This window comes from Okeania sp. SIO2B3 (genome assembly GCF_010672525.1).
GTDB lineage: Bacteria > Cyanobacteriota > Cyanobacteriia > Cyanobacteriales > Microcoleaceae > Okeania.
In genome coordinates, this window is record NZ_JAAHGH010000005.1 from 500,290 (window position 1) to 520,543 (window position 20,254).

11 protein-coding genes and 2 pseudogenes are annotated in these 20,254 nt (G+C 36.0%); 11 read left to right on the forward strand and 2 right to left on the reverse strand.

The annotated features are described in order from the left end of the window. Window positions 1-274: 274 nt before the first annotated feature. Window positions 275-1,414 (reverse strand): annotated as a pseudogene (locus F6K15_RS07640) (RNA-guided endonuclease InsQ/TnpB family protein). Window positions 1,415-1,806: 392 nt separating this feature from the next. Between F6K15_RS07640 and tilS the strand changes: the two are divergent. Next, window positions 1,807-2,859, forward strand: a complete 1,053-nt coding sequence (tilS, locus tag F6K15_RS07645; protein WP_293059231.1) for a tRNA lysidine(34) synthetase TilS — start codon at window positions 1,807-1,809, stop codon at window positions 2,857-2,859. Between the two features lie 303 nt (window positions 2,860-3,162). Here tilS and hmpF read toward each other — a convergent pair whose 3' ends face one another. Next, on the reverse strand, window positions 3,163-4,902 hold the full coding sequence (gene hmpF, locus F6K15_RS07650; protein ID WP_293059234.1) for a pilus motility taxis protein HmpF: 1,740 nt from the start codon (window positions 4,900-4,902) through the stop codon (window positions 3,163-3,165). 949 nt (window positions 4,903-5,851) lie between these two features. On the opposite strand from hmpF, the gene F6K15_RS07655 reads away from it, so the two are divergent. The 10 genes and pseudogenes from F6K15_RS07655 to rpmA all read left to right on the forward strand — a co-directional run bounded on the left by F6K15_RS07655 (window position 5,852) and on the right by rpmA (window position 19,856). Then, a complete protein-coding gene (locus F6K15_RS07655; protein ID WP_293059237.1) occupies window positions 5,852-7,051 on the forward strand; it encodes a response regulator in 1,200 nt (399 codons plus the stop codon). A gap of 1,002 nt (window positions 7,052-8,053) precedes the next feature. Continuing rightward, the gene (locus F6K15_RS07660) at window positions 8,054-8,419 is read left to right on the forward strand and encodes a response regulator transcription factor (RefSeq protein WP_124143464.1); all 366 of its coding nucleotides are present in this window, start codon (window positions 8,054-8,056) and stop codon (window positions 8,417-8,419) included. Window positions 8,420-8,437: 18 nt separating this feature from the next. Then, on the forward strand, window positions 8,438-8,956 hold the full coding sequence (locus F6K15_RS07665) for a chemotaxis protein CheW (RefSeq protein WP_293059250.1): 519 nt from the start codon (window positions 8,438-8,440) through the stop codon (window positions 8,954-8,956). A gap of 146 nt (window positions 8,957-9,102) precedes the next feature. Further along, complete coding sequence (locus tag F6K15_RS07670; protein ID WP_293059253.1) at window positions 9,103-12,222, forward strand: methyl-accepting chemotaxis protein; 3,120 nt, start codon at window positions 9,103-9,105, stop codon at window positions 12,220-12,222. Window positions 12,223-12,592: 370 nt separating this feature from the next. After that, a complete protein-coding gene (locus F6K15_RS07675; protein WP_293059255.1) occupies window positions 12,593-17,005 on the forward strand; it encodes a response regulator in 4,413 nt (1,470 codons plus the stop codon). 318 nt (window positions 17,006-17,323) lie between these two features. Then, the gene (locus F6K15_RS07680) at window positions 17,324-17,848 is read left to right on the forward strand and encodes a transposase (RefSeq protein WP_293059258.1); all 525 of its coding nucleotides are present in this window, start codon (window positions 17,324-17,326) and stop codon (window positions 17,846-17,848) included. A 269-nt stretch (window positions 17,849-18,117) separates the two neighbouring features. Then, window positions 18,118-18,303: a hypothetical protein gene (locus F6K15_RS07685; RefSeq protein WP_293059261.1), complete on the forward strand. Its 186-nt coding sequence runs from the start codon at window positions 18,118-18,120 to the stop codon at window positions 18,301-18,303. 23 nt (window positions 18,304-18,326) lie between these two features. After that, entirely contained in the window at window positions 18,327-18,647 is a 321-nt protein-coding gene (locus tag F6K15_RS07690) for a zinc ribbon domain-containing protein (protein ID WP_293059411.1), read from the forward strand. A 368-nt stretch (window positions 18,648-19,015) separates the two neighbouring features. Beyond that, window positions 19,016-19,405, forward strand: a pseudogene (gene rplU / locus F6K15_RS07695) (50S ribosomal protein L21); the annotation flags it as partial. A 163-nt stretch (window positions 19,406-19,568) separates the two neighbouring features. Continuing rightward, entirely contained in the window at window positions 19,569-19,856 is a 288-nt protein-coding gene (gene rpmA, locus F6K15_RS07700) for a 50S ribosomal protein L27 (protein WP_293059263.1), read from the forward strand. Window positions 19,857-20,254 lie beyond the last annotated feature (398 nt).

Below are 20,254 nucleotides of genomic sequence, written 5' to 3' on the forward strand. Positions count from 1 at the left end.
TAAATAGCTAAAACTAGACAGCAAAAAATAGAACAGAACATAGACACTGCTCAAAAGTCCTCTTTCTCCAGCGAACTATTTATATAAATTGTTTAATTTCTTCTCTTATTACCCTTCTTTTTCGGCTTTCTCTTTTTGACTTTTGATTTTTTATTATTGAATCTTGCTCTTTGCTGAACCACTTCAGGAGGCGGACCATAATCTCCATCCGAAAAATATACTCGCTGCTTCATAAAACTGATATAAAACGTCACATAGCGTGACATTTCAATGTTTACTTCCTGCTTCCACCGGAACTGTCGGCAGCACTCCGTCCACAGGCATCAACGGTCAAGCCGACCGCATTCCTTAAATTAATTGAGGCATTAAAGTCTCGGTCTATTGATATACCACATTCTGGGCAGTCATAAGTTCTAATGTTTAAAGGCATATCCTGTACATGACCACAATTAGAGCAAGTTTTTGATGATGGAAAAAATCTATCAACTATTACTAATTCACAATTGTACCATTGACACTTGTATTCTAGCTGTCTTCTAAATTCATAAAATCACTATCTGCTATCTGATTTAGCTAGCTTATGGTTGGCTAACATTCCAGATACATTTAGGTCTTCTATCACAACAGTGCCGTGGTTCTTGGCTACATAAGTTGTCAGTTGATCAAGTGCATCTTTACGGATGTTAGCTACTCGTCTATGTTGTTTGGCTAGCTTGACTACTGCTTTGTGCCAATTCCTTGAATGCTTTACTTTTTTACTCAGTTGTCGTTGTAATTTAGCCAGTCTGTTTTGCGCTTTTTTGTAAGGCTTAATACTCTTGAATACTTCACCTGTGCTTAGTGTTGCTAGTGTCTTAATTCCTAAATCTACACCTACAACTTCTGTGGTTTTTGGTGTTGAAGTCGGAGTAAATTCATAGCTGCAACTTAAATACCAGTCACCAGCTTGTCTGCTGATTGTTATTTTTTTAGTTGTTGCTTCAATTGGTTCGTAAGTTTTGACTATACCAATAAAAGGTAATTTGTGATTCCATCCGTTTAATTCTATTGGTTTTCCACAATTGTCTATTGTGAATGAATCATGTTTACCTTTTTTCTTAAACCGTGGCCGTTTTCCTAGACCTTGTTTGCGCAGCATTCCGCAGGAAAAAAACCTTTTAAATGCTTCACTCAAGTTAATAAAAGCATATTGATAAACTTTAGATGATAAGTTTTTCATCCAGGGGTAGAGGGGTTTGGTGTGATTGGTAAAAACCTGTCTGAGTTTACGAGAGTTGGGCTTGTAGCCATCAATATATGCAGCATTCCATAAACTTAAACCCCAGTTGTAGCACCATCTACTATAACCTGCATGTTGAGCCATCAGAGTTTTCTGTTTATTATTAAGTTTCAGCTTTGTTCTAATGGATTTCATTTATATGTGATCTGGATGAGTGCAGTCTGTGTCAAAGTATGCTTTTCAACGTATTATATCGTTATTCTCTGATTAAGTCAATGCTCCCGCAACCTACCAGTAGAAATATTAAGTAAAAAAGCAGCTTCGGTGGTAGTAACTAAAGAGATATTCATAACTACAACGTTGGGGTTTTTAGATATTAGATAATAAATTAACAACAATGCAAAAAGCACTATCCTAGTTAATGTTAAGAAAGACTCCCATTAAATTTCACACCACAAAATATCCACAAAAATTAACGAGACCTGATTTAACAAGTGAGTGTCACAGAAATATATTAAAGCAAAATTAACTACAGTGGCTCAAAACATTCAATTTATTTTTTTGAATTAAATAATCTACATGACGCTATGTCCCATATAAATCAATCTCCAAATAAAAACTGGACATCACTACATGACCAACTACATAAGACATTACGTCAACGAAAATTATTACCAAAAAACCAAAGAATATTAATCGCAGTATCTGGTGGTCAAGATTCCATAAGCCTAACTAAATTACTGTTAGATTTACAATCAAAATGGGGTTGGTATTTAGTAATAGCTCATTGTGACCATAGATGGCGACTAGACTCAGAAGCTAATGCTAATTATGTGAAAAATTTAGCAACAAATTGGCAACTGCCATTCTTTTTGGGAGTAGCAGACCGAGTTTATCAAAGTGAAGCAGAAGCTAGAAAATGGCGTTATCAAACTTTAAGTAAAATTGCTTTAGAGTCCAATAGTCAATATATCGTAACTGGCCATACAGCTAGCGATCGCGCAGAAACTCTCCTATACAATTTAATTCGTGGTAGTGGTACTGATGGACTACAAGCTTTGACTTGGCAACGTCCTCTGACAGAAAATTCTTCTATATTACTGATACGTCCCTTATTAGAAATTACTCGTAGTCAAACAGGCAACTTTTGTCAAGAGCAAAAAATTGGTATTTGGGAAGATTCTACAAACCAAGATTTACGTTATGCTCGTAACCGTATCCGCCTCGAATTATTTCCTATGCTACGCCAGTTTAATCCTCAAGCTGAACTAGCACTGGCACAAACTGCAGAAATACTAAGCGCAGAAGTAGATTATCTTGAAAATGAGACAGAAAAGCTATTGGAGAAAGTGACAAAGATAGATATAGATAATCTGAATATTTCTGAGTTTGAGTCTCAACAGGTTCAATATATTAACCGTTTAGTATTACGCGAAGTTCCTCTAGCATTACAAAGAAGAGTAATAAGACGTATTTTACAAAAAGTCTTACCTATTCATCCTAACTTCAGTCATATTGAAAAGCTAACAAATCTAATTGATGCTCCTAACCGTTCTCAAACAGACCCAGTTCCTGGTGGAGCGATCGCCAAAGTTCAACACCCTTGGATTTTATTATTCTATACAGGGAATAGGGAATAGGGAATAGGGAAGAAAAACATAATAAAAAAGGTTTAATTTTTAGATTTTATGGAAGATGGATTTTTTTATTGTAGGAATAAATCACAAATTTAAGATGTAACTGCTTTCCCTTCAGCATAGCTGCCTTCTTCAATTGGGTGGTTCGGAGATCTATAAGTCCCGCATTATCTTTTCTTTTACTGGCTTAATACCCCACCGTCTATACAGTGCTTAAAATTGCTTAGGTTTTGTAGACACAAATATGACGTGTCGAAGATTATCCATAAGCAATTTTCTCTTCTGCCTTCAGCATAGCTGCCTTTTTCAATCCGGTTGACCAATTATATTTTCAAGGACTTGCTGTAACTGCTCCACCTGTGTCCCTATACCCTGTATTTGATTTACTCCTCCTGCTACTTCTTCTAGTTGCTGTCTGACTTGTTCAAGATAATCTTGCATAGGTAACATAACTTCTTGATAAATAGCTCCACTTCCTCCTTGTGAATTTGCCTTCTGCTTTTCCCGTAAACTCGACTCTAGCTGTTCAATTTCATTTTTTTTCGCTTCTTGTTGCTGAGTCTGACTATTAATAACTTCTTCTTTTTGGGCAATATCTGTTTGTATCTGTTGAATTTCAGCTTCTAAACTTTGTAAATTCTCTGTCAGTTGCTGCCTTTGAGCATCAACCTGTGATAACGTAGGCTTTAAGTCTATTTTGTTTTGCTGTTGCTGGCCAGAAGAACTACCTAATCTGCGCCAGAGAACCTCTTGATGTTGACTTAATATTTCTTGTCTTTCCTTAAGATTTCTTTGGGAACCTACTAAAGATTCATTTAACATTCTGTAACAATCTTGTTCATCTGAAAGCTCTGACTCTAAGCTAATTCTGTCATATTCAGTAGCTTGATCTATTCTTCTTTGCAAAGCATCCATTTCTTGCCGCTGTAATGCCAATTCTTCTTCTTGGTCTTTAACAAAACTCATATCTCTTTGTAAGTCTTGTTGTAAACTTTGAACCAATTGCTCTAACTCATTAAGAGAAATTTTTTCCAGAGCTTCAACATCTACTTTCTGAGTAATACCATCATTTTCTAATGTTGTTGCTAGATGACTCAGTTGCTCATAAAGTTGTGTCTGTATCTCTATTTGACTATTCAATACTTGACGATACTCTTGCTTACTTGCCAATAAAGTTTGTTGGGACCTCAATTCAGAAATAGATTCGGCTAGAGACTCCCTGTCTTGTCTCCATTCTAGCCATTGGTTTTGGACATGACTAACCAAACTTTCTATATTTTCCTGTTGTTCTTCGCTAGAATTAGTAGTTGGCTGTTCTTTCCATCGTTGTCCATGTTGCTCTAGACTTTCCTGTTGAGAACTAACTATTTCTAGAGACTGACTTAACTTTTCTCCCAAAAGATTTGTAGGAGCGATCGCCTCATTCAACCAAGTCAGTACATCTCGAATATACTGAGATTGGTCTTCATCTAAAACTGCTCCTTGAGACAATTGTCCCTTATTTTGCTCAAACTCTTCTTGTTGTCTGTGTAATTCTAAACGAGTGGCTTCTAATTCTTCTCGGTTTTTTTCTATCTGTTCCTGAAGTTGCTGAGATGTTTCTTGAGCTTGACTAACTTCCTGACGTTGTTGCTCCAATCTATCAATTTCGGCTTGTAGTTCTTCAAGCTGCTCTTCCTTAGCTTGCAATTCCATTTCTCTACGATTCAATTCTTGGGCCTGAAAAGTTAGAGAAGCTTTCCATTGCTCTATTTCCTCCCATTGTGTTTTAGATTTTTCTTGAGAGCGAGAGAAATTTTGCAGAATTTTTACCAACTGACGGGCAGCATCTTGAATTTGCTGCACCTGCTTACTATTGTTCAAATCTACTAATACTAATGAACCAGGAGAAAATTCCTTAGCTTCATCAGCTGGAATAACTTCTTCCCCAGGTACAGCCACCCAATTATGTTCACCACGTTGAGAGGCTAGTAACTTCAAATCAGTTTTACCACCACCTAGACCAAAACCACTTGGTCTTTTTTGTACTTCTGCTAAATACAGCACACTGTTATCCTCTTGAGGTTTCTATGCTAAAAGCTTGATTTTTGTAGTTTTTTATGTTACCAGTAAAGCAAAGACTATTACTATAGTGCTTTGAATTTAAGAAATATTAATTTTTTTTACTTAAGTTACTTATAGGATAAGTTTTACAACCATATATTTTATCGTAGTATTCTATCGTTCCTTAACTCTAATCAAGATACTATTGTTTTAGGTTATAGGCAACCCAATAATATAGTCAACATACTTTTAACTGAAATTTTTTCTTCAGAATCTAGTTTAGTCCTTTAATTATGACTATATTATAGTATTATATTACTTCCCTATTAATTGTATTTTTGAAATTTATTAATAAGTATGTTTATGATTTTTTGTAGCCATACAAAAATTATAAATTTAAGTAATAAAAATCATGTAAACTATATCTTAATAAAATTTTGCTTTATGAGGTTTTATCTAAAAGTGAGGAATCAAAGTATAATTAAAGCAAGGCGTATAACTATAGCTTCTCAGGTTTTGAAATAATAGGTAGGTAGGCAGTATGAAGTTGGGAATAATATTTTATTACTTGAAAAATTAATAATTGTAAAAAATCATGTTCCATAATCACTATGTATTTTTATTAATCTGACAAAGCAACTATAAAAGTAACATAAAGCATAGCAATACCATAAAATTTTAGCTATATCTACTTTATAAGATACGATAAACTCTGGTACTATTGCACAAATGCCTTATGATATTTAGACATCTGCGCTTGAAACATAAGTAGTCAGATCAGAGTATAGTTTAGATAGTTTTCCCTAAGATAACATTAACTATCTTAAAGCATATTCTCATTGATGATAATACTTACTTGTTTTTGAAAAAATGAAAGGGTATTTTAATCTTCCCTAGATATATATAAATTGAAATTGTTCATCAAAAGTTATAGTTATATTTTACAAGCTGCATGCAGGGAAATTTGAGTGAAATTGATATCCGCAGCATCCTGCAACTTATAGAGTTAGGTCAGCGAACTGGTGAACTGTTTGTGGAGTCTTACAGCTCACCAGTTAACAATAATGTTGCCAAACCCCAACACCACTTCCCCACAGAACCATCTTGGTTTGTATTCTTTCTCAATGGTCAAATCATCTATGCCACCCAGAGTGCGGGTAGCTTATCTCGTTTAAGAGACTATTTACGTCGCTACAAAGCAGATAAAGAGATTGACAATATTAAAGTTCCTTCTTTTGCCTCTGTTCATGCACCTGAATATGGATATTTATGGGCAATGCTTGAAAAAGGAATTCTGACACCAGCTCAGGGACGTGGAATTATACATAATATGGTTCGTGAAACTCTCTTTAATTTACTAAGTCTTCGTCGAGGATCATTTATCTTCGATCTTAGTCCAGCTCTCACACCTCAGTTAACAACCTTTGAAATCAGCTCGTTGTTGGCCAAAATTATGAAGCAGATACAAGAGTGGAATCAGTTTTCTCCATATATTCAGTCTGCTGAACAGTGTCCAGTCATTTCAGACCCAGCTCAGTTACAGAAAGCATTAAAACCCCATATATATAATAGATTAAGAAATTGGTCAGATGGCCATACATCTATGCAGCAAATTGCTAGATATCTCAACAGAGATGTATTAACAGTAGCTAAGGCCATATATCCATTTGTGCAAAAAGGGATAGTGCAACTAATAGTCAAAAAAACAGAGCCATTACCACCACCACCAATAATTCAGAAAGTAGTGTGTATTGATGATGATGTAATTATTCGGGAAAAGGTTGAATCAATTCTCAATCGGAATGGTTATAAAGCAAGTAGCTTAAGCGATCCTCTTAAAGCATTAGGTGAAGTATTTCTGATGAAGCCAGACTTAATTCTATGCGATATTGCTATGCCTGAACTAGATGGCTATGAAATTTGTGCAATGCTACGTAACTCTACAGCATTTCGCCAAACACCTATTATTATGCTCACTGGTATAGAAGGATTTATAGACCGGGTTAAGGCCAGAATAGTTGGAGCTACGCACTACCTGACCAAGCCTTTTGGAGAAAGTGAGTTACTGATGTTGGTAGAACAGTACATTGGACCAGGAGTAGCCACAAACTCTCAAGTTGACAGAACTTTGTCAAAACTTCAAAATACTTAATCCATAACTCTCACCGTTAAATAAGAGCGATTATAACGGGAGATTCTTGTATCAAAGATTCTCGGGCTAGGTAACAAATCAAATCAAATAAACTGAGTTGTACCCCCGCTACTACCATCTCCACAAGCTTTCTTGCTCCATCTTTACGCCCTCGGAAACCGTTGACTCGCAGGCGGTGCGCTTTTGTTTAACCGTGTGTCCCATGGCTATTGATACAATTATAACGCCAAAAATATTTCGTGTATTGCTCAATTATTTTTCTGGTTGAAATTCATCTCTAGGCTATCTGCGTCGTTTTCCCGCGCAGTTTATACGCCCCGTCTTATCATTAAATAAGAGCGATTATAACCGGAGTCCTCTTTCAACATTTATGATAGAAGATTGTCAAGAGAAAATATAATATCATTTGAAATACCATTGGCTGCCATCTGAATTTTAGTCAGCGGGCCAAAAACTTCGAGATTGGAACTTAATACAGACAAAGTTTCTGGGTAAACTATATTACATTAAGCTCAAGAGAATAATGATTAATTGTCCATTATTAAGTTGTCAAATTAAAACAACAAATAGATTGTATGTAATAAAATATGTATTTAATTTTATACCATTTTTATATGAGGTTGCATAGAATGATGAAATTCATTAGACCAATCTATCTCTATCTACGCCTATATCTAGTAAATTATGCTTTAAATATTATTCTATGCAGCTTCATTTCAATTTGGTATTAGACAGAACTATAATGTCTAAATATGCACAGTTCAAGGAAATTCTTAGAGTAAAAAACTTACCTATTAAGTAGATAAAACAGCTTAATAAATACCAATACTGTTATCATAAAGAAGAGTGACCAGAACATGAAATATTGAAAATAGATATTTATTGGTGGCTCTAAATTTAAACTAATTGAGCTAGGGCAAAAAGCCAATCTAGAAAAATGTTAATAAATATATATGTTTTAACTATCAATAAATCTAAACCAAAGCTATCAGGTAGAAAAAAATGAGTAAAGTTCTAGTTGTAGAAGATAGCGTTACCCAAAGAGAAATGATTTCCCAGCTTCTCAAAAATAGTGGATTAGCAGTTACTGTAGCTAATGATGGAGTAGAAGCTTTGGGACGACTTAAGAATACTAAACCAGATATAGTGGTACTAGATATTGTGATGCCAAGAATGAACGGCTATGAAGTTTGTAGGAGGATTAAATCCGATCCTAAAACCAAGAATATTCCAGTAGTTATGTGTTCTTCTAAGGGAGAAGAATTTGACCGTTACTGGGGTTTAAAGCAAGGTGCAGATGCTTACATTGCTAAACCATTCCAGCCCACAGAACTTGTAGGAACAGTTAAACAATTGTTAAGAAGATAGGTAAAATTTTTCAGAACTATGGTAGGAAATCAAGACTTTTTACCAGGCCAAGGTACTGGAATTCAAGAACTAGAAAATCCTGAAGGTGAACTTCATCTGCGGTTTTATCTACCTTCAGGCAATGAGTTCGCTTTACCAGCAATGGATATTCGAGAGGTTATCTCTCAATCTCCAGAAGGTATTACAGCAATTCCAAATGTTTCTCCTTTACTTTTAGGTACGATAAATTTAAGGGGACGAGTAATTTGGGTGGCTGATTTAGGTCAATTCCTCGGAGATCAAGTCCCAATCAATCCAGATAAATCTGAGATTCCTGTAATTGCAGTAGAAGACCAAGACACTATATTAGGATTAGCAGTTGAACGAATCGTGGAAATGGAGTGGCTTGATGAAAAGAAGCTAAAAATGTCCACAAATATTGCAGATGGCATGGCTCCCTTCTTAAAAGGAGAGTGGATTTTTGATGAAAAGGGAGAACAGGTTCTCAGGTTACTGGATCAAGAAGCAATTATTCGCTCGGCTCGATGGGCAGCCTAAATAAAAGTCAAAATTGGTAAGTCAACATAATTGTTTGATTGAATTGTTTATATATTAAAATTTCTGACTGAGGCTGATTCCCAATTCCGTCAACAATAAAATTAAAAAACTAAAAAATAATAAAATTATATTGAGAGAGGGACAGCATGACATCATCAAGCACAGACTTTTTACAAGATTATCAAAAAGTAGAAGATGCCTACAGTCAAGGTAATTATGAAGAAGCAGCAGCTTTAATTTATAATTTAATTCAGGATTATCCAGAAGACCCTAGTGCTCGTCTTCTTTGTGGTCATATATATTGTTATGGACTCCATCAATATGATGTGGCAACAGAACAATATCATTTGGTATTAGACCTAACTGACGACCCAGATTTTATTAACTATGCTCAACAAGGTATAAGTGATAGTGAACAAGTTATTACAAATAATCCTGCTGCTAGTGAATCAGAAGAATTTCTAGAAGATATTAACTTTGATGACAATTTGGATGAGGTGGCTATGGAAGAAGAGATTTATAACTCTCAAGAATCTATAGCAGACAAAGAATTATTTCTGGATGAAAATAGCCTAGAATTAGATACAAAATACTTAGAAAATATTACGGATAAAGAAATTTTTCTGGATGAAAATAACGATGGATTAATAACGGAAAAGTTTGAATTAGATCGATTTGATAAATTAGATTTAGAAGATTTAGATGATTTAGAACTGACAGAGCAAGATAATAATCCTTTTAGTACAAATGGTAATTCTAGTAATCAAAAATATGAAGATTTAGCAGATTTAGCAGATTTATCAGATTTAGAAGATTTCACAAAATATGAAGAACCTTTTGGTGAAGATGACCAAGAATCAGAAAATAGGTTATTGATAGAAAATAATAAAGATACAGAAAAATTGCTAGATGATGCTGTTTTAAATAGTAGTGAGAGCCTAGAAAGTATATCTGGAAAAATATCAGATTTTAGTTTGAATGAAGACTTAGATGAAATCTGGAACAAGCAACAAGAAGAATTATTGAAAGAAGAAGAAATAGCAGAAAATGACAGAACAGAGTCTGAAGATATAAAAAATAATACGGTTAATTCAAATGTGGAAAAAGAACGTCAAATAGAAGACTTAGACTTAGATGAACTTAATGATGATTTTGAGAACGTAATAGATGAAATTTTAGATAGTTCAGAAGGGATGATTACTGAACAAACAAATAATATACACAGCAATAATTCTCGTTTACGAATAACTCCAGAAACGGAAGATAAAAAGCCTAACCGTAATTTTTCAGATTTAGATCAAGCCACTTTGTTGATGGGAAATAATAATAGCTTCGGATGGGAAGAAACAGAAGATATTGATGGAATAGATGAATTAGGAGACGGATTATATGAACAATGGAATAATATAGAAGATTTAGGTACAGGAGCAACAGAAAAACTGGATAGTTTTGAGATCAATGAATTTGATGAAGCAGCATTCAGCGAAGCTTTTGATATAGATGAAGAAGGAAATACTAAAGGTAGAAAAACAAATGGTTTTCTAGAAGATGATGAATTTGGTGATTTTGAAGAGTATGGGTCTCTAACTGATGAGATGGAAATGCCGACCGATATGACTGCTCCCGATATGAGTACTGCAACATCCAATATAGAAGCAATGGACACAGGAATGGTAGTGGGTGCTACAACAGGAGCCTTGTTTGACAACAGAACCGATCCTAGTGCGATTGATAATGAAGAAACTATCCCCATAGATAATCAACTCCCAACCTTCAGTAAAATTAAAGGAGAGGCTGTAGATACAACTGTAATGGTTGAACAAGGTGGGTTGGCATTCTGGGAAAATGCTTCCCTATCTACAAAACAACTATACACAGCCATAGGAACAGGATTAGTATCATTAATTACGGTAGCCCTTGTCAGTAATGTTGTTTCCTACAGAGCGTATCAAGAGCAAAAAACAGAAGTAATTTCTTATTTGCGTAGCACTGGTTGGATTATGACTGGTATTGCAGGAGTAAGTAGCTTTTTAACTGCTTATGGTCTTGGTAGTCTAACCACAAAACAAATAGAAAGAGCTAACAAAGATTTACATACTCAATTCGATATTATTTCTGACGGGAACTTAAAAGCTAGAGCAACGGTTTATTCAGAGGATGAATTTGGTAAACTGGCTGCTAAGTTTAACCACATGGCTAAGGTGATTCAAGCAACTTACACTGATGCTCAAAGGAAGGCAGAGGAAAATGAACAAGCTAAAGAAGACTTACAAAGGCAAGTAATTCGTTTACTGGATGATGTGGAAGGAGCAGCTCGTGGAGATTTAACTGTTAGTGCAGAAGTTACAGCTGATGTTTTGGGAGCAGTCGCAGATTCCTTTAATTTAACAATTCAAAATTTACGGGAAATTGTACATCAGGTAAAAGAGGCTGCCCAGAAGGTGAGTAGGGGTTCTATGGATAGTGCGACTTTTGCTCAGGGTTTGTCTACGGATGCTTTGCGACAGGCAGAAGAGTTAGCAGCGACTCTACAGTCTGTGCAAGTAATGACTGATGCTATTCAAAGGGTGGCTGAAAATGCTCGTGAAACTGAAGATGTAGCAAGGTCAGCAGCAGCTTTAGCATTGAAAGGAGGGGAGACAGTAGACCGTACTGTAGCTGGTATTCTCCAAATCAGAGAAGGTGTGGCAGATGCAACTCGAAGAGTTAAGCGCTTATCAGAGTTTACTCAGGAAATTTCTAAGATTGTAGGTTCGATTTCTAGTATTGCCTCTCGCACAAACTTGTTGGCTTTGAATGCCAGTATTGAAGCAGCTAGGGCAGGAGAAGCAGGCAAAGGATTTGCAGTTGTGGCTGATGAAGTTAGACAATTGGCAGATAAGTCAGCTAAAGAATCTAAGAACATCGAACATACAGTGATGCAAATCCAAACTGAAACAGGAGGGGTGATGACTGGAATGGAAGAAGCAACTCAGCACGTTATTAAAGGAACGGAGTTGGCAGAGGAAGCAAAGCAATCTCTGGAAGATATTGTTCAAGTTACAACCAGAATTGATGTGTTAGTACGTTCTATTGCTGCAGATACTGTAGAACAAAATGAAGTGGCTCAATCAGTATCAAAGGTGATGCAGGCAGTAGAGTTGACTGCTCAAGAAACTTCTCAAGAATCTCAACGAGTTTATAGCTCCCTACAAAATTTAGTGGGTGTTGCTCGCGATCTATTAACTTCAGTAGAGCGTTTCCGGGTAGACCCAGCAGAGCAATAACGAACTCAGAACTCAGAACTCAGAACTCAGAACTCAGAAATGATTTTTGTAACGGGGATTTGAGCAAGCCTCCAAAAATATTTCGTCTTAAAAGGCGGGGTTTTAGACCCAATTATTTTGATCAAGTCAAAAGATTAATTAGACATCTCCACCATGCATAGGGAGTAGGGAGTAGGGAGTAGGGGAGTAGGGGAGATTGAAGTGATTATAGAATTATCAACATATACTATATAACCGGATTCTATATAATAAAGTTAAGATTTAATGGATGATATTTGAAAGAATAAAAGACTGGCATATTTTTCAATGGATGCAAAAAAAAAGTTAGTAGTTGAAAAGATATACTGTTGAACCCAGAACTATAAAAAATATGCAAATAGAACAAACAGAACAAACAAAAAAAATTATACGCTATTTTATTGAAGAGGCAAAAGACCACTTTAATACTATAGAACATGGAATATTAAACTTACCAAATACTATAGCAGATCAAGAACTATTAAGCGAATTATTTAGAGCAGCTCATTCTGTTAAAGGTGGAGCTGCTATGTTAGGAATTAATAGTGTACGAAATATTGCTCATAGATTAGAAGATAGCTTCAAAATCCTGAGAGAAACTTCCATCGAAGTAGATAATAAATTAGAATCTTTATTTTTAAGTGTTTTAGATACTTTACAAGAATTATTAGAACAACTTTCCAACTCTGGTTTAACAGAAAAGGAAGAAAAAACTAAACTAGAGAAATTAGAACCAGTATTTCAAGAGTTAGAAGAACACCTAGATGATTTAGCAGGAGAAACTAAGGGGATAATTGTCGGAAAAATACCATCATTCAGTGGTGAAAAACAAAGTTTTTTCATGGCAGAAGTCTCAGAAAAAATGCGAGAAATGTTGCTTTTATTCAAGCAAAATGATGATGCCAGTACAAGGAATAAATTGAAAAATATATGTATTTTTTTAGCAGACAAGGGCAAACAAGATCCTGTGTCATCAAATTGGTTAGAATTAATAGAGGTGATCGACAAGGCGATCGCTAACACCGAAAATTCATACTATACTCTTGCTCATAACATAATTAAAAATTTGAAACAAGCTCAAGAATTAATTATAGATAATCGAGAGCAAGAAATAGTAATAGATGAAAATTTAAAAGCTTTAACGAAAAATTCAGAATATATCAACCAAAATATAGGTGAAATAGATATGTTAAATGAAACAAACAATCAACAAAACCCAACTAACATTAACGAGGGAATAAACAACAGAAATGACATATTAACTAAAAAAGAAGAATCTATAGATGACTGGTTTAATAGCTTAGAAGCTACGGAGATAGATAATAATAACTATGACTTACTAGGAGATCGACAAGAAGTAAGACAAGGACCAGAAGTTGGAGTAAAAGAACTAAATAGTTTAGCAGATTTATTTGAAGGAGAAACACCAGAATTAGATTCTAGTTGGGAAGAAGAAGAAATACTAGATCAAGGTAATGTGGAAGCAGGGGAGTTAAAGATATCTGAAATTGACAGCGATGATTCTGGTGATTTGTCCGACTTATTATTTGATGTTAATGAAGTTGTACAATCATCGAAAATAAAAAATCATAATGAATTTAGTTTTTTAACTCCAGTAGACGAAGATTTGTCAGATTTGTTTAGTAAAAGTACAGAAAAGACACTACAAAATCAGAGTAATGTTAACAAGCAAAATACTAACTTAAAACTAGATAATAGTAAAGCAAAACAGACAGAAGATTTGGATAACCTATTCAATGCTATAAACGAGGGAGATTTGGCAGCATTAGAAGATGTAAAAAACTCTGAAAATTACTGGAATTCACAAGTAGATTCACCAAAAAATAATCCGCAAAAAAATATCAAACCAATCCCCCAAAAGACCAACAAAAAATCTCAATTAGATGAAGATTTTAGTGATTTATTAGCAATCCAAGATGAAGAAAAAGAAATTAAAAATGATGTAAAAGTAGAAAATAATCAAAGCCAAATTCAAACCAAAAATGATTTAAACTCAAAAGTAGCAGACTTAGAAGCACTGTTTGAAGATTTAGAAATAGTAAATGAACAACAAGAAAATCAAATAGAATCAGAGGATTTGACATCCAGTTTTCCCCAATTATTCGATCGAGAAGATTTAGAATTGTCATACTCACAGAAATCAATCAATGTGGAGCAGGTAAATTGGGAAGATGAACATAATGATTTGAATAGTTTATTCAACGATCCAAATCTAGATTTTATTAACTTAGACTCTAATGAATCATTAGATAGTTTAATTGAGAGCAATAATGAAAATGAAACTCAAGAAAATTCAGAACTTTCAGTAAATATAGAAGATTTGTGGCCTACCGCAGAAAAACCCGAAACTGTAGTAGATGATGTAGACTTAAATAAGTTGTTAGATGATGTAGTGAGTGAAACAACTTCTGTAGAGTCAGAAAGAAATCAACAATTAACAGTTAAAAATCAAATAGAATCAGAAGACTATAAATTTATTGAATTAGAAGCAATACTAAATGGAGAAAAGTTAGATAATTACAATATTTTTGTACAACTAGAAAAACTATTAAATGGTACAGAAATTAATTCCAAACTCAAATCAAAGACAGCAGTTGTAGAAAAGACACCTCCTAGCGATGAAGCTGCCAGTATAACAAAACAACCACCAGAAGAAGATCCATTTAGTGACTTAGATAAATTATTAGAAACTCCTAATATAGATACTTATAAATCTAGTGGAGCTTCTACTACTAATACTCCTCGCCGAAATAGACGCCCTCCAGAGCAAACAGTTAAAGTACCTGCAAAACAACTAGATAACCTCAGTAACTTAGTAGGAGAGCTAGTAGTCAATCGTAATAGTTTAGAACAAGGTCAAGAAAGAATGCGCCAGTTTCTAGATAACCTGCTCCATCAGGTAATGCTACTAAGTGATGCTGGACAACGAATGCACGACTTGTATGAAAAAACCCTTTTAGAAAGAGCAATTTGGGACAGTCGTCAAGGACATCATTCTACTCAGACCTCTAATTTATCTAATAAAGCCACCGACAAGATAAGTGGAAAGAGAAAATTTGATGACTCTCTCGATCTTGACCGGGTAGAAAATTTCACTCCTTTCCATTTATTGGCTCAGGAAACCATAGAATATATTGTCCGAGTAAGAGAATCTTCCTCTGATATTGAATTTCTGGTTGATGACGCAGAAAAAGTAACTCGTATACTCCGACAGGTGACAACTCAACTACAAGAGGGGTTAAACAAGGCAAGAATGATACCATTTTCTCAAACAGTACAACTATTACCTCGTGCTGTGCGAGACATTTCAATGGAATGTGGCAAAGAGGTGAATTTACAGGTAGAAGGGAAAGAAACCTTAATTGATAAAATGATTCAGGATAAGCTTTCTGACCCAATGAAACATCTAATTAATAATGCCATAACTCATGGAGTTGAAACACCTCAACAACGTTTAACAGCAGGTAAGTCTCGTAAAGGTAAAATCACAATTCGTGCTTTTCACCAAGGTAATCAAACCGTGATTTCGGTGGCAGATAATGGAGCGGGAATTAATCCCGAAAAAGTAAAGAAAAAAGCGATAGAAAAAGGTGTAATTACTCAACAACAAGCTCAGGGGATGTCTAACATTGATGTTTATGATTTGCTCTTTCATCCGGGTTTTAGCACAAAAGATAAGGCTGATAATTTTTCAGGTCGTGGAGTTGGGTTAGATGTAGTGAAAACTAATTTAACTGAAATTCGAGGTACTATTTCTATTGACTCTACTATTGGTAAGGGTACAATGTTTACAATTCGCTTACCTCTGACTTTGAGTATCTCAAAAGCATTATGTTGTATTAGCGATCGCTCCTGGATTGCTTTTCCTATGGATGGGGTAGAAGATATGATTAAAGTGTCTAAAGAGGATATTAAAACAGGAGAAAACGAGGAAAATTATATAGAATGGCGTGGCTCAAAGTTGCCTTTCCGTCACTTACGAGAGCTGCTGATTTATAATCGTCATCTTCGTCGCGGTAATGTGTATGGTATGAATGCTGAGGAAGATATGATTTCAATTGTTGTTTTGCGCTCTGCTTCTGCTGGCATATTTTTGGCGGTGCAAGTCGATCAAGTTTTAGAGCAACAGAAGGAAATTGTAATTAAACAACTAGAGGGTCCTATACCTAAACCTATTGGTATTGCTGGAGCAACAGTTTTAGGAGATGGTAATATTGTAGCGATCGCAGATGTCATTGAATTAATTAACCTAGCAACAGGAAGACTACGCCGAGATGAGGGTAATATGTGGTCATCTAGCGAAGAAGATGAGGCATCTTTGCCTATGCACCAAAAGAGTGAGTTAACAGTATTAATTGTTGATGACTCAATTACAGTCCGTGAATTGTTATCCATGACATTTAGTAAAGCTGGTTATCGAGTTGAACAGGCAAGGGATGGTAAGGATGCCTGGGAAAAAATGCGCGCAGGTTTACCGTGTGATTTGGTATTCTGTGACATTGAAATGCCTCGGATGGATGGCTTCGAGTTATTATCTCGGATGCAAAAAGATGCTAATTTGAATACTTTACCTGTGGCGATGTTGACATCTCGTGGTGCAAAAAAACACATGGAAATGGCATTTGAGTTGGGAGCAAAGGGGTACTTTACCAAGCCATATATTGAAGAGAAGCTATTAGAAGGGGCGGTTAGTATACTAGAAGGTAAAGCTGTTGGAGATGTATTAAGCGGTGGTGGTCATTGATTTTAATATTGGGAGGCAACAGGCAACAGGGGACAGGCAACAGGGGACAGGGGACAGGGGGAACCACCCCTAACCCAACCCACCCCCGCCCCTCCCTGGAGGGGAGCCAGGAGGGGAATATCAAGAAAGATTTGACAATGGCGCATCGGTTGGAACATTTTTTTATACCGAACCCGAGGTAATTTTATATTATATCAAATCTGTTTGCTTCGGAGTAATATAGTTGCGTAGATCATTATACAATTTGTAGGGGTAATTAACAGCTTGACATAATCTATGATTATCTAGTATATTCTATGATTATCTATATTTTATTTTATGCTACTAGGATTCAAAACGGAGTTACACCCAAATAACCAACAAGAAACCTTGCTAGCTAAACACGCAGGTGTGGCTCGCCATGCCTGGAATTGGGGATTATGGCTAACTAGAAACATTCTTAATCACAATTCCAATAATCCTTCAGGTAAACTTAAATTCCCCACTGCAATTGACCTTCATAAACTATTAGTAGCAATGGTTAAACCTAATAACTATTGGTATTATGAAGTATCTAAAACAGCGCCTCAATATGCTTTGAGATATTTATCATCAGCTTGGAAACGTTGCTTTAGTAAAGTGTCTGGTCAACCTAAATTCAAGAAAAAAGGTAGGGATGATAGTTTTACTTTAGATGGCTCAATTACGGTCGGCTTTAATCACATAAAATTACCGAGAATTGGATGGGTTAAAACCTTTGAAATATTACCAGACAATGTTACTCCCAAGTCAGTAACTATTAGTAGAAAAGCTGATAGATGGTTTGTCAGTTTCGCTCTGAGACTCAGCTTCCATAAATACTGAGAAATCTGTAGATGTAGTTGGTGTAGATTTAGGTATAAAATCTCTAGCTACGTTATCTACTGGTGAAGTATTTGTTTGCGTTTGCGTAGCATCCCGTAGGGAAGCATTCCGAAGGAAAGGCGCTAAGTCTTACCGAAAGTTAGAATCTAAATTATCACGACTGCAATACCTCAACAGACATAAAACTAAATTTTCTAATAATTGGAAAAAATCTCAACTTAAGATAGCTCAGTTACAAGGGCAGGATAGCCAATATCAGGAAAGATACATTGCATAAACTGACTACCTATCTAGCTAAAAACCACAACCCACCCCCATCCCCTCCCGGGAGGGGAGCTAGAGGGGTGGGTGAAGACCTAAATGTATCAGGAATGATGGCAAATCACAAGCTAGCTAAGGCTGTTGCTGACATGGGTTTTTATGAATTTCGTAGACAGGCGCGAGTACAAGTGTGAGTTATTAGGTTGCTGAGTTAATCATCGTTGATAGATGGTTTCCTAGTTCTAAAACTTGCAGTAGGTGTGGAACTGTTAAAGAGTCTCTATTGTTATCAGAGCGCGTTTTTAATTGCGAACACTGCAATTTAAGTTGTGATCGAGATTTGAATGCAGCATTAAATTTAGCTATGGCGGGCAGTTTGCTCCGCAACGCTAGCGCGTTTCGCGCCAGCGTTGCGTTACGCCAGTTTTGCGAAGCAAAAGCAAACGTCCGTGTCAGCTTGTGGACTGGACAACGCCGACGTTGCCAGATAGAAGCAAGAATAGAACAGATAATCATAGATTTATATAGATTATCGTAGGTTTCTAAGAACAGCGTTAACGTAGTAGACTGACACACCTAAAACTGTGCACTCTTATTTTTGTTTCTAGGTGTCTTTTTCTCCCCATCTCCCCATCTGGCCATCTCCCCATCTAACGCACCATTTTAGCTGTGTCGGTCCAGTAATTATGCCCTAGCTAATAGCCATTAGCCCCTACTTGACAAAAATTACGTTTGTCAGAGATAATTGGAGATTGTGTGTCTAAATCCTGCTCGGACCAGGTTCAGACATAATAAAAGCTGGTAAATAAATCAAGGCATTTGCCCATTTTAACTAACTACAATACCATTTAAGGTATTAGTGTTAGAACCAGCTACCTGTACGGCAAACCTATCAACACAAATTTAATGAGTTACGCAATTATTGAAACAGGTGGAAAACAACTGAGGGTAGAAGCAGGTCGCTTTTACGATATTGACCTTCTACAAGCAGCGGAGGGAGATCAAGTTTCTCTGGATAATGTACTTCTAGTTCAACATGAGGGAGATGTTCATATTGGTCAACCTCTTGTAGAAGGTGCTCTTGTCGAAGGCACGGTGATGAGACACTTGCGGGGCAAAAAAATTATTGTCTACAAAATGCGGCCTAAAAAGAAAACTCGTAAGAAAAGGGGACATCGCCAAGAACTTACTCGTCTAATGATTGACTCCATAAGTATTAATGGCAAAGTATTAACAGCAGTAGAATCTCAGACTTCGGTTACAGAAGTAACTCCAGAAGCAAGTGAAACTGTTACAGAAACAGCAACTGAAGCTACAGAAATTCAAGAATCAGTAGAAACTATTAGCGAGCAAGCTTCAGAAACTACAGCAGAAGTTGAAAATGTATCTGAAGAAAAACCAGAAAATCAGGCAGAATAAGTATAGAAGTTATTATACATAATAAAATTTGGAGGAAATTATGGCTCATAAGAAAGGTACTGGTAGTACTCGTAACGGTCGCGACTCTAATTCCCAGAGATTAGGTGTTAAACGCTTTGGTGGTCAAGTTGTTAAAGCGGGTAATATTCTTGTCAGGCAACGTGGTAGCAAATTCCATCCAGGCAATAATGTTGGTGTCGGTACTGACTATACTTTATTTGCTTTAGTTGAGGGTGTAGTGACTTTTGAAAGAAAAGGTAAAAGTCGGAAAAAAGTGAGCGTTTATCCAGTAACTCAAGAGACTAATGTCGCAGTTGCTGAAGCTTAAACAGTTTTGATAAGTGTCTATTTTTAAGGCTTTGCTGGCGGGAATTCCCGCACTTTAATCTTCGATTCAGTGCCGTATGGAAAAGCCAGAAAATGGCGTACTGAATCGAGACAGGGGGAGGACATCACCTCTGTATAAACTGCAACTCCTTTGTGGGTTGAAGAATCCTGCGTTGTCGCTCAAGTGCAACGTCGGGAGTATCTCAAGGCGTTGCTGATTTGAGGTATGATATCCTCAGATAAGAGGGGGAGCAAAAAACTTTCTCCTTCTACCCCTGTTTCAAAGGTAAGTGCCTTTTTGGGAGCTTTAAAAAGTGCAAATTTTTCAGCTATTGATGCTCATGCGTGTTAATATTTTAGGCTCATAGTTGGGCAGAAAAATCCCAAATTGACATTCGT

Excerpts from the sequence above, each read along its gene's own strand:
- F6K15_RS07675 (WP_293059255.1), top strand. The coding sequence starts at position 12,593 with ATGCAAATAGAACAAACAGAACAAACAAAAAAAATTATACGCTATTTT.
- tilS (WP_293059231.1), top strand. The coding sequence starts at position 1,807 with ATGTCCCATATAAATCAATCTCCAAATAAAAACTGGACATCACTACAT.
- F6K15_RS07660 (WP_124143464.1), top strand. The coding sequence starts at position 8,054 with ATGAGTAAAGTTCTAGTTGTAGAAGATAGCGTTACCCAAAGAGAAATG.
- F6K15_RS07670 (WP_293059253.1), top strand. The coding sequence starts at position 9,103 with ATGACATCATCAAGCACAGACTTTTTACAAGATTATCAAAAAGTAGAA.
- F6K15_RS07655 (WP_293059237.1), top strand. The coding sequence starts at position 5,852 with ATGCAGGGAAATTTGAGTGAAATTGATATCCGCAGCATCCTGCAACTT.
- F6K15_RS07680 (WP_293059258.1), top strand. The coding sequence starts at position 17,324 with ATGCTACTAGGATTCAAAACGGAGTTACACCCAAATAACCAACAAGAA.
- F6K15_RS07665 (WP_293059250.1), top strand. The coding sequence starts at position 8,438 with ATGGTAGGAAATCAAGACTTTTTACCAGGCCAAGGTACTGGAATTCAA.
- rpmA (WP_293059263.1), top strand. The coding sequence starts at position 19,569 with ATGGCTCATAAGAAAGGTACTGGTAGTACTCGTAACGGTCGCGACTCT.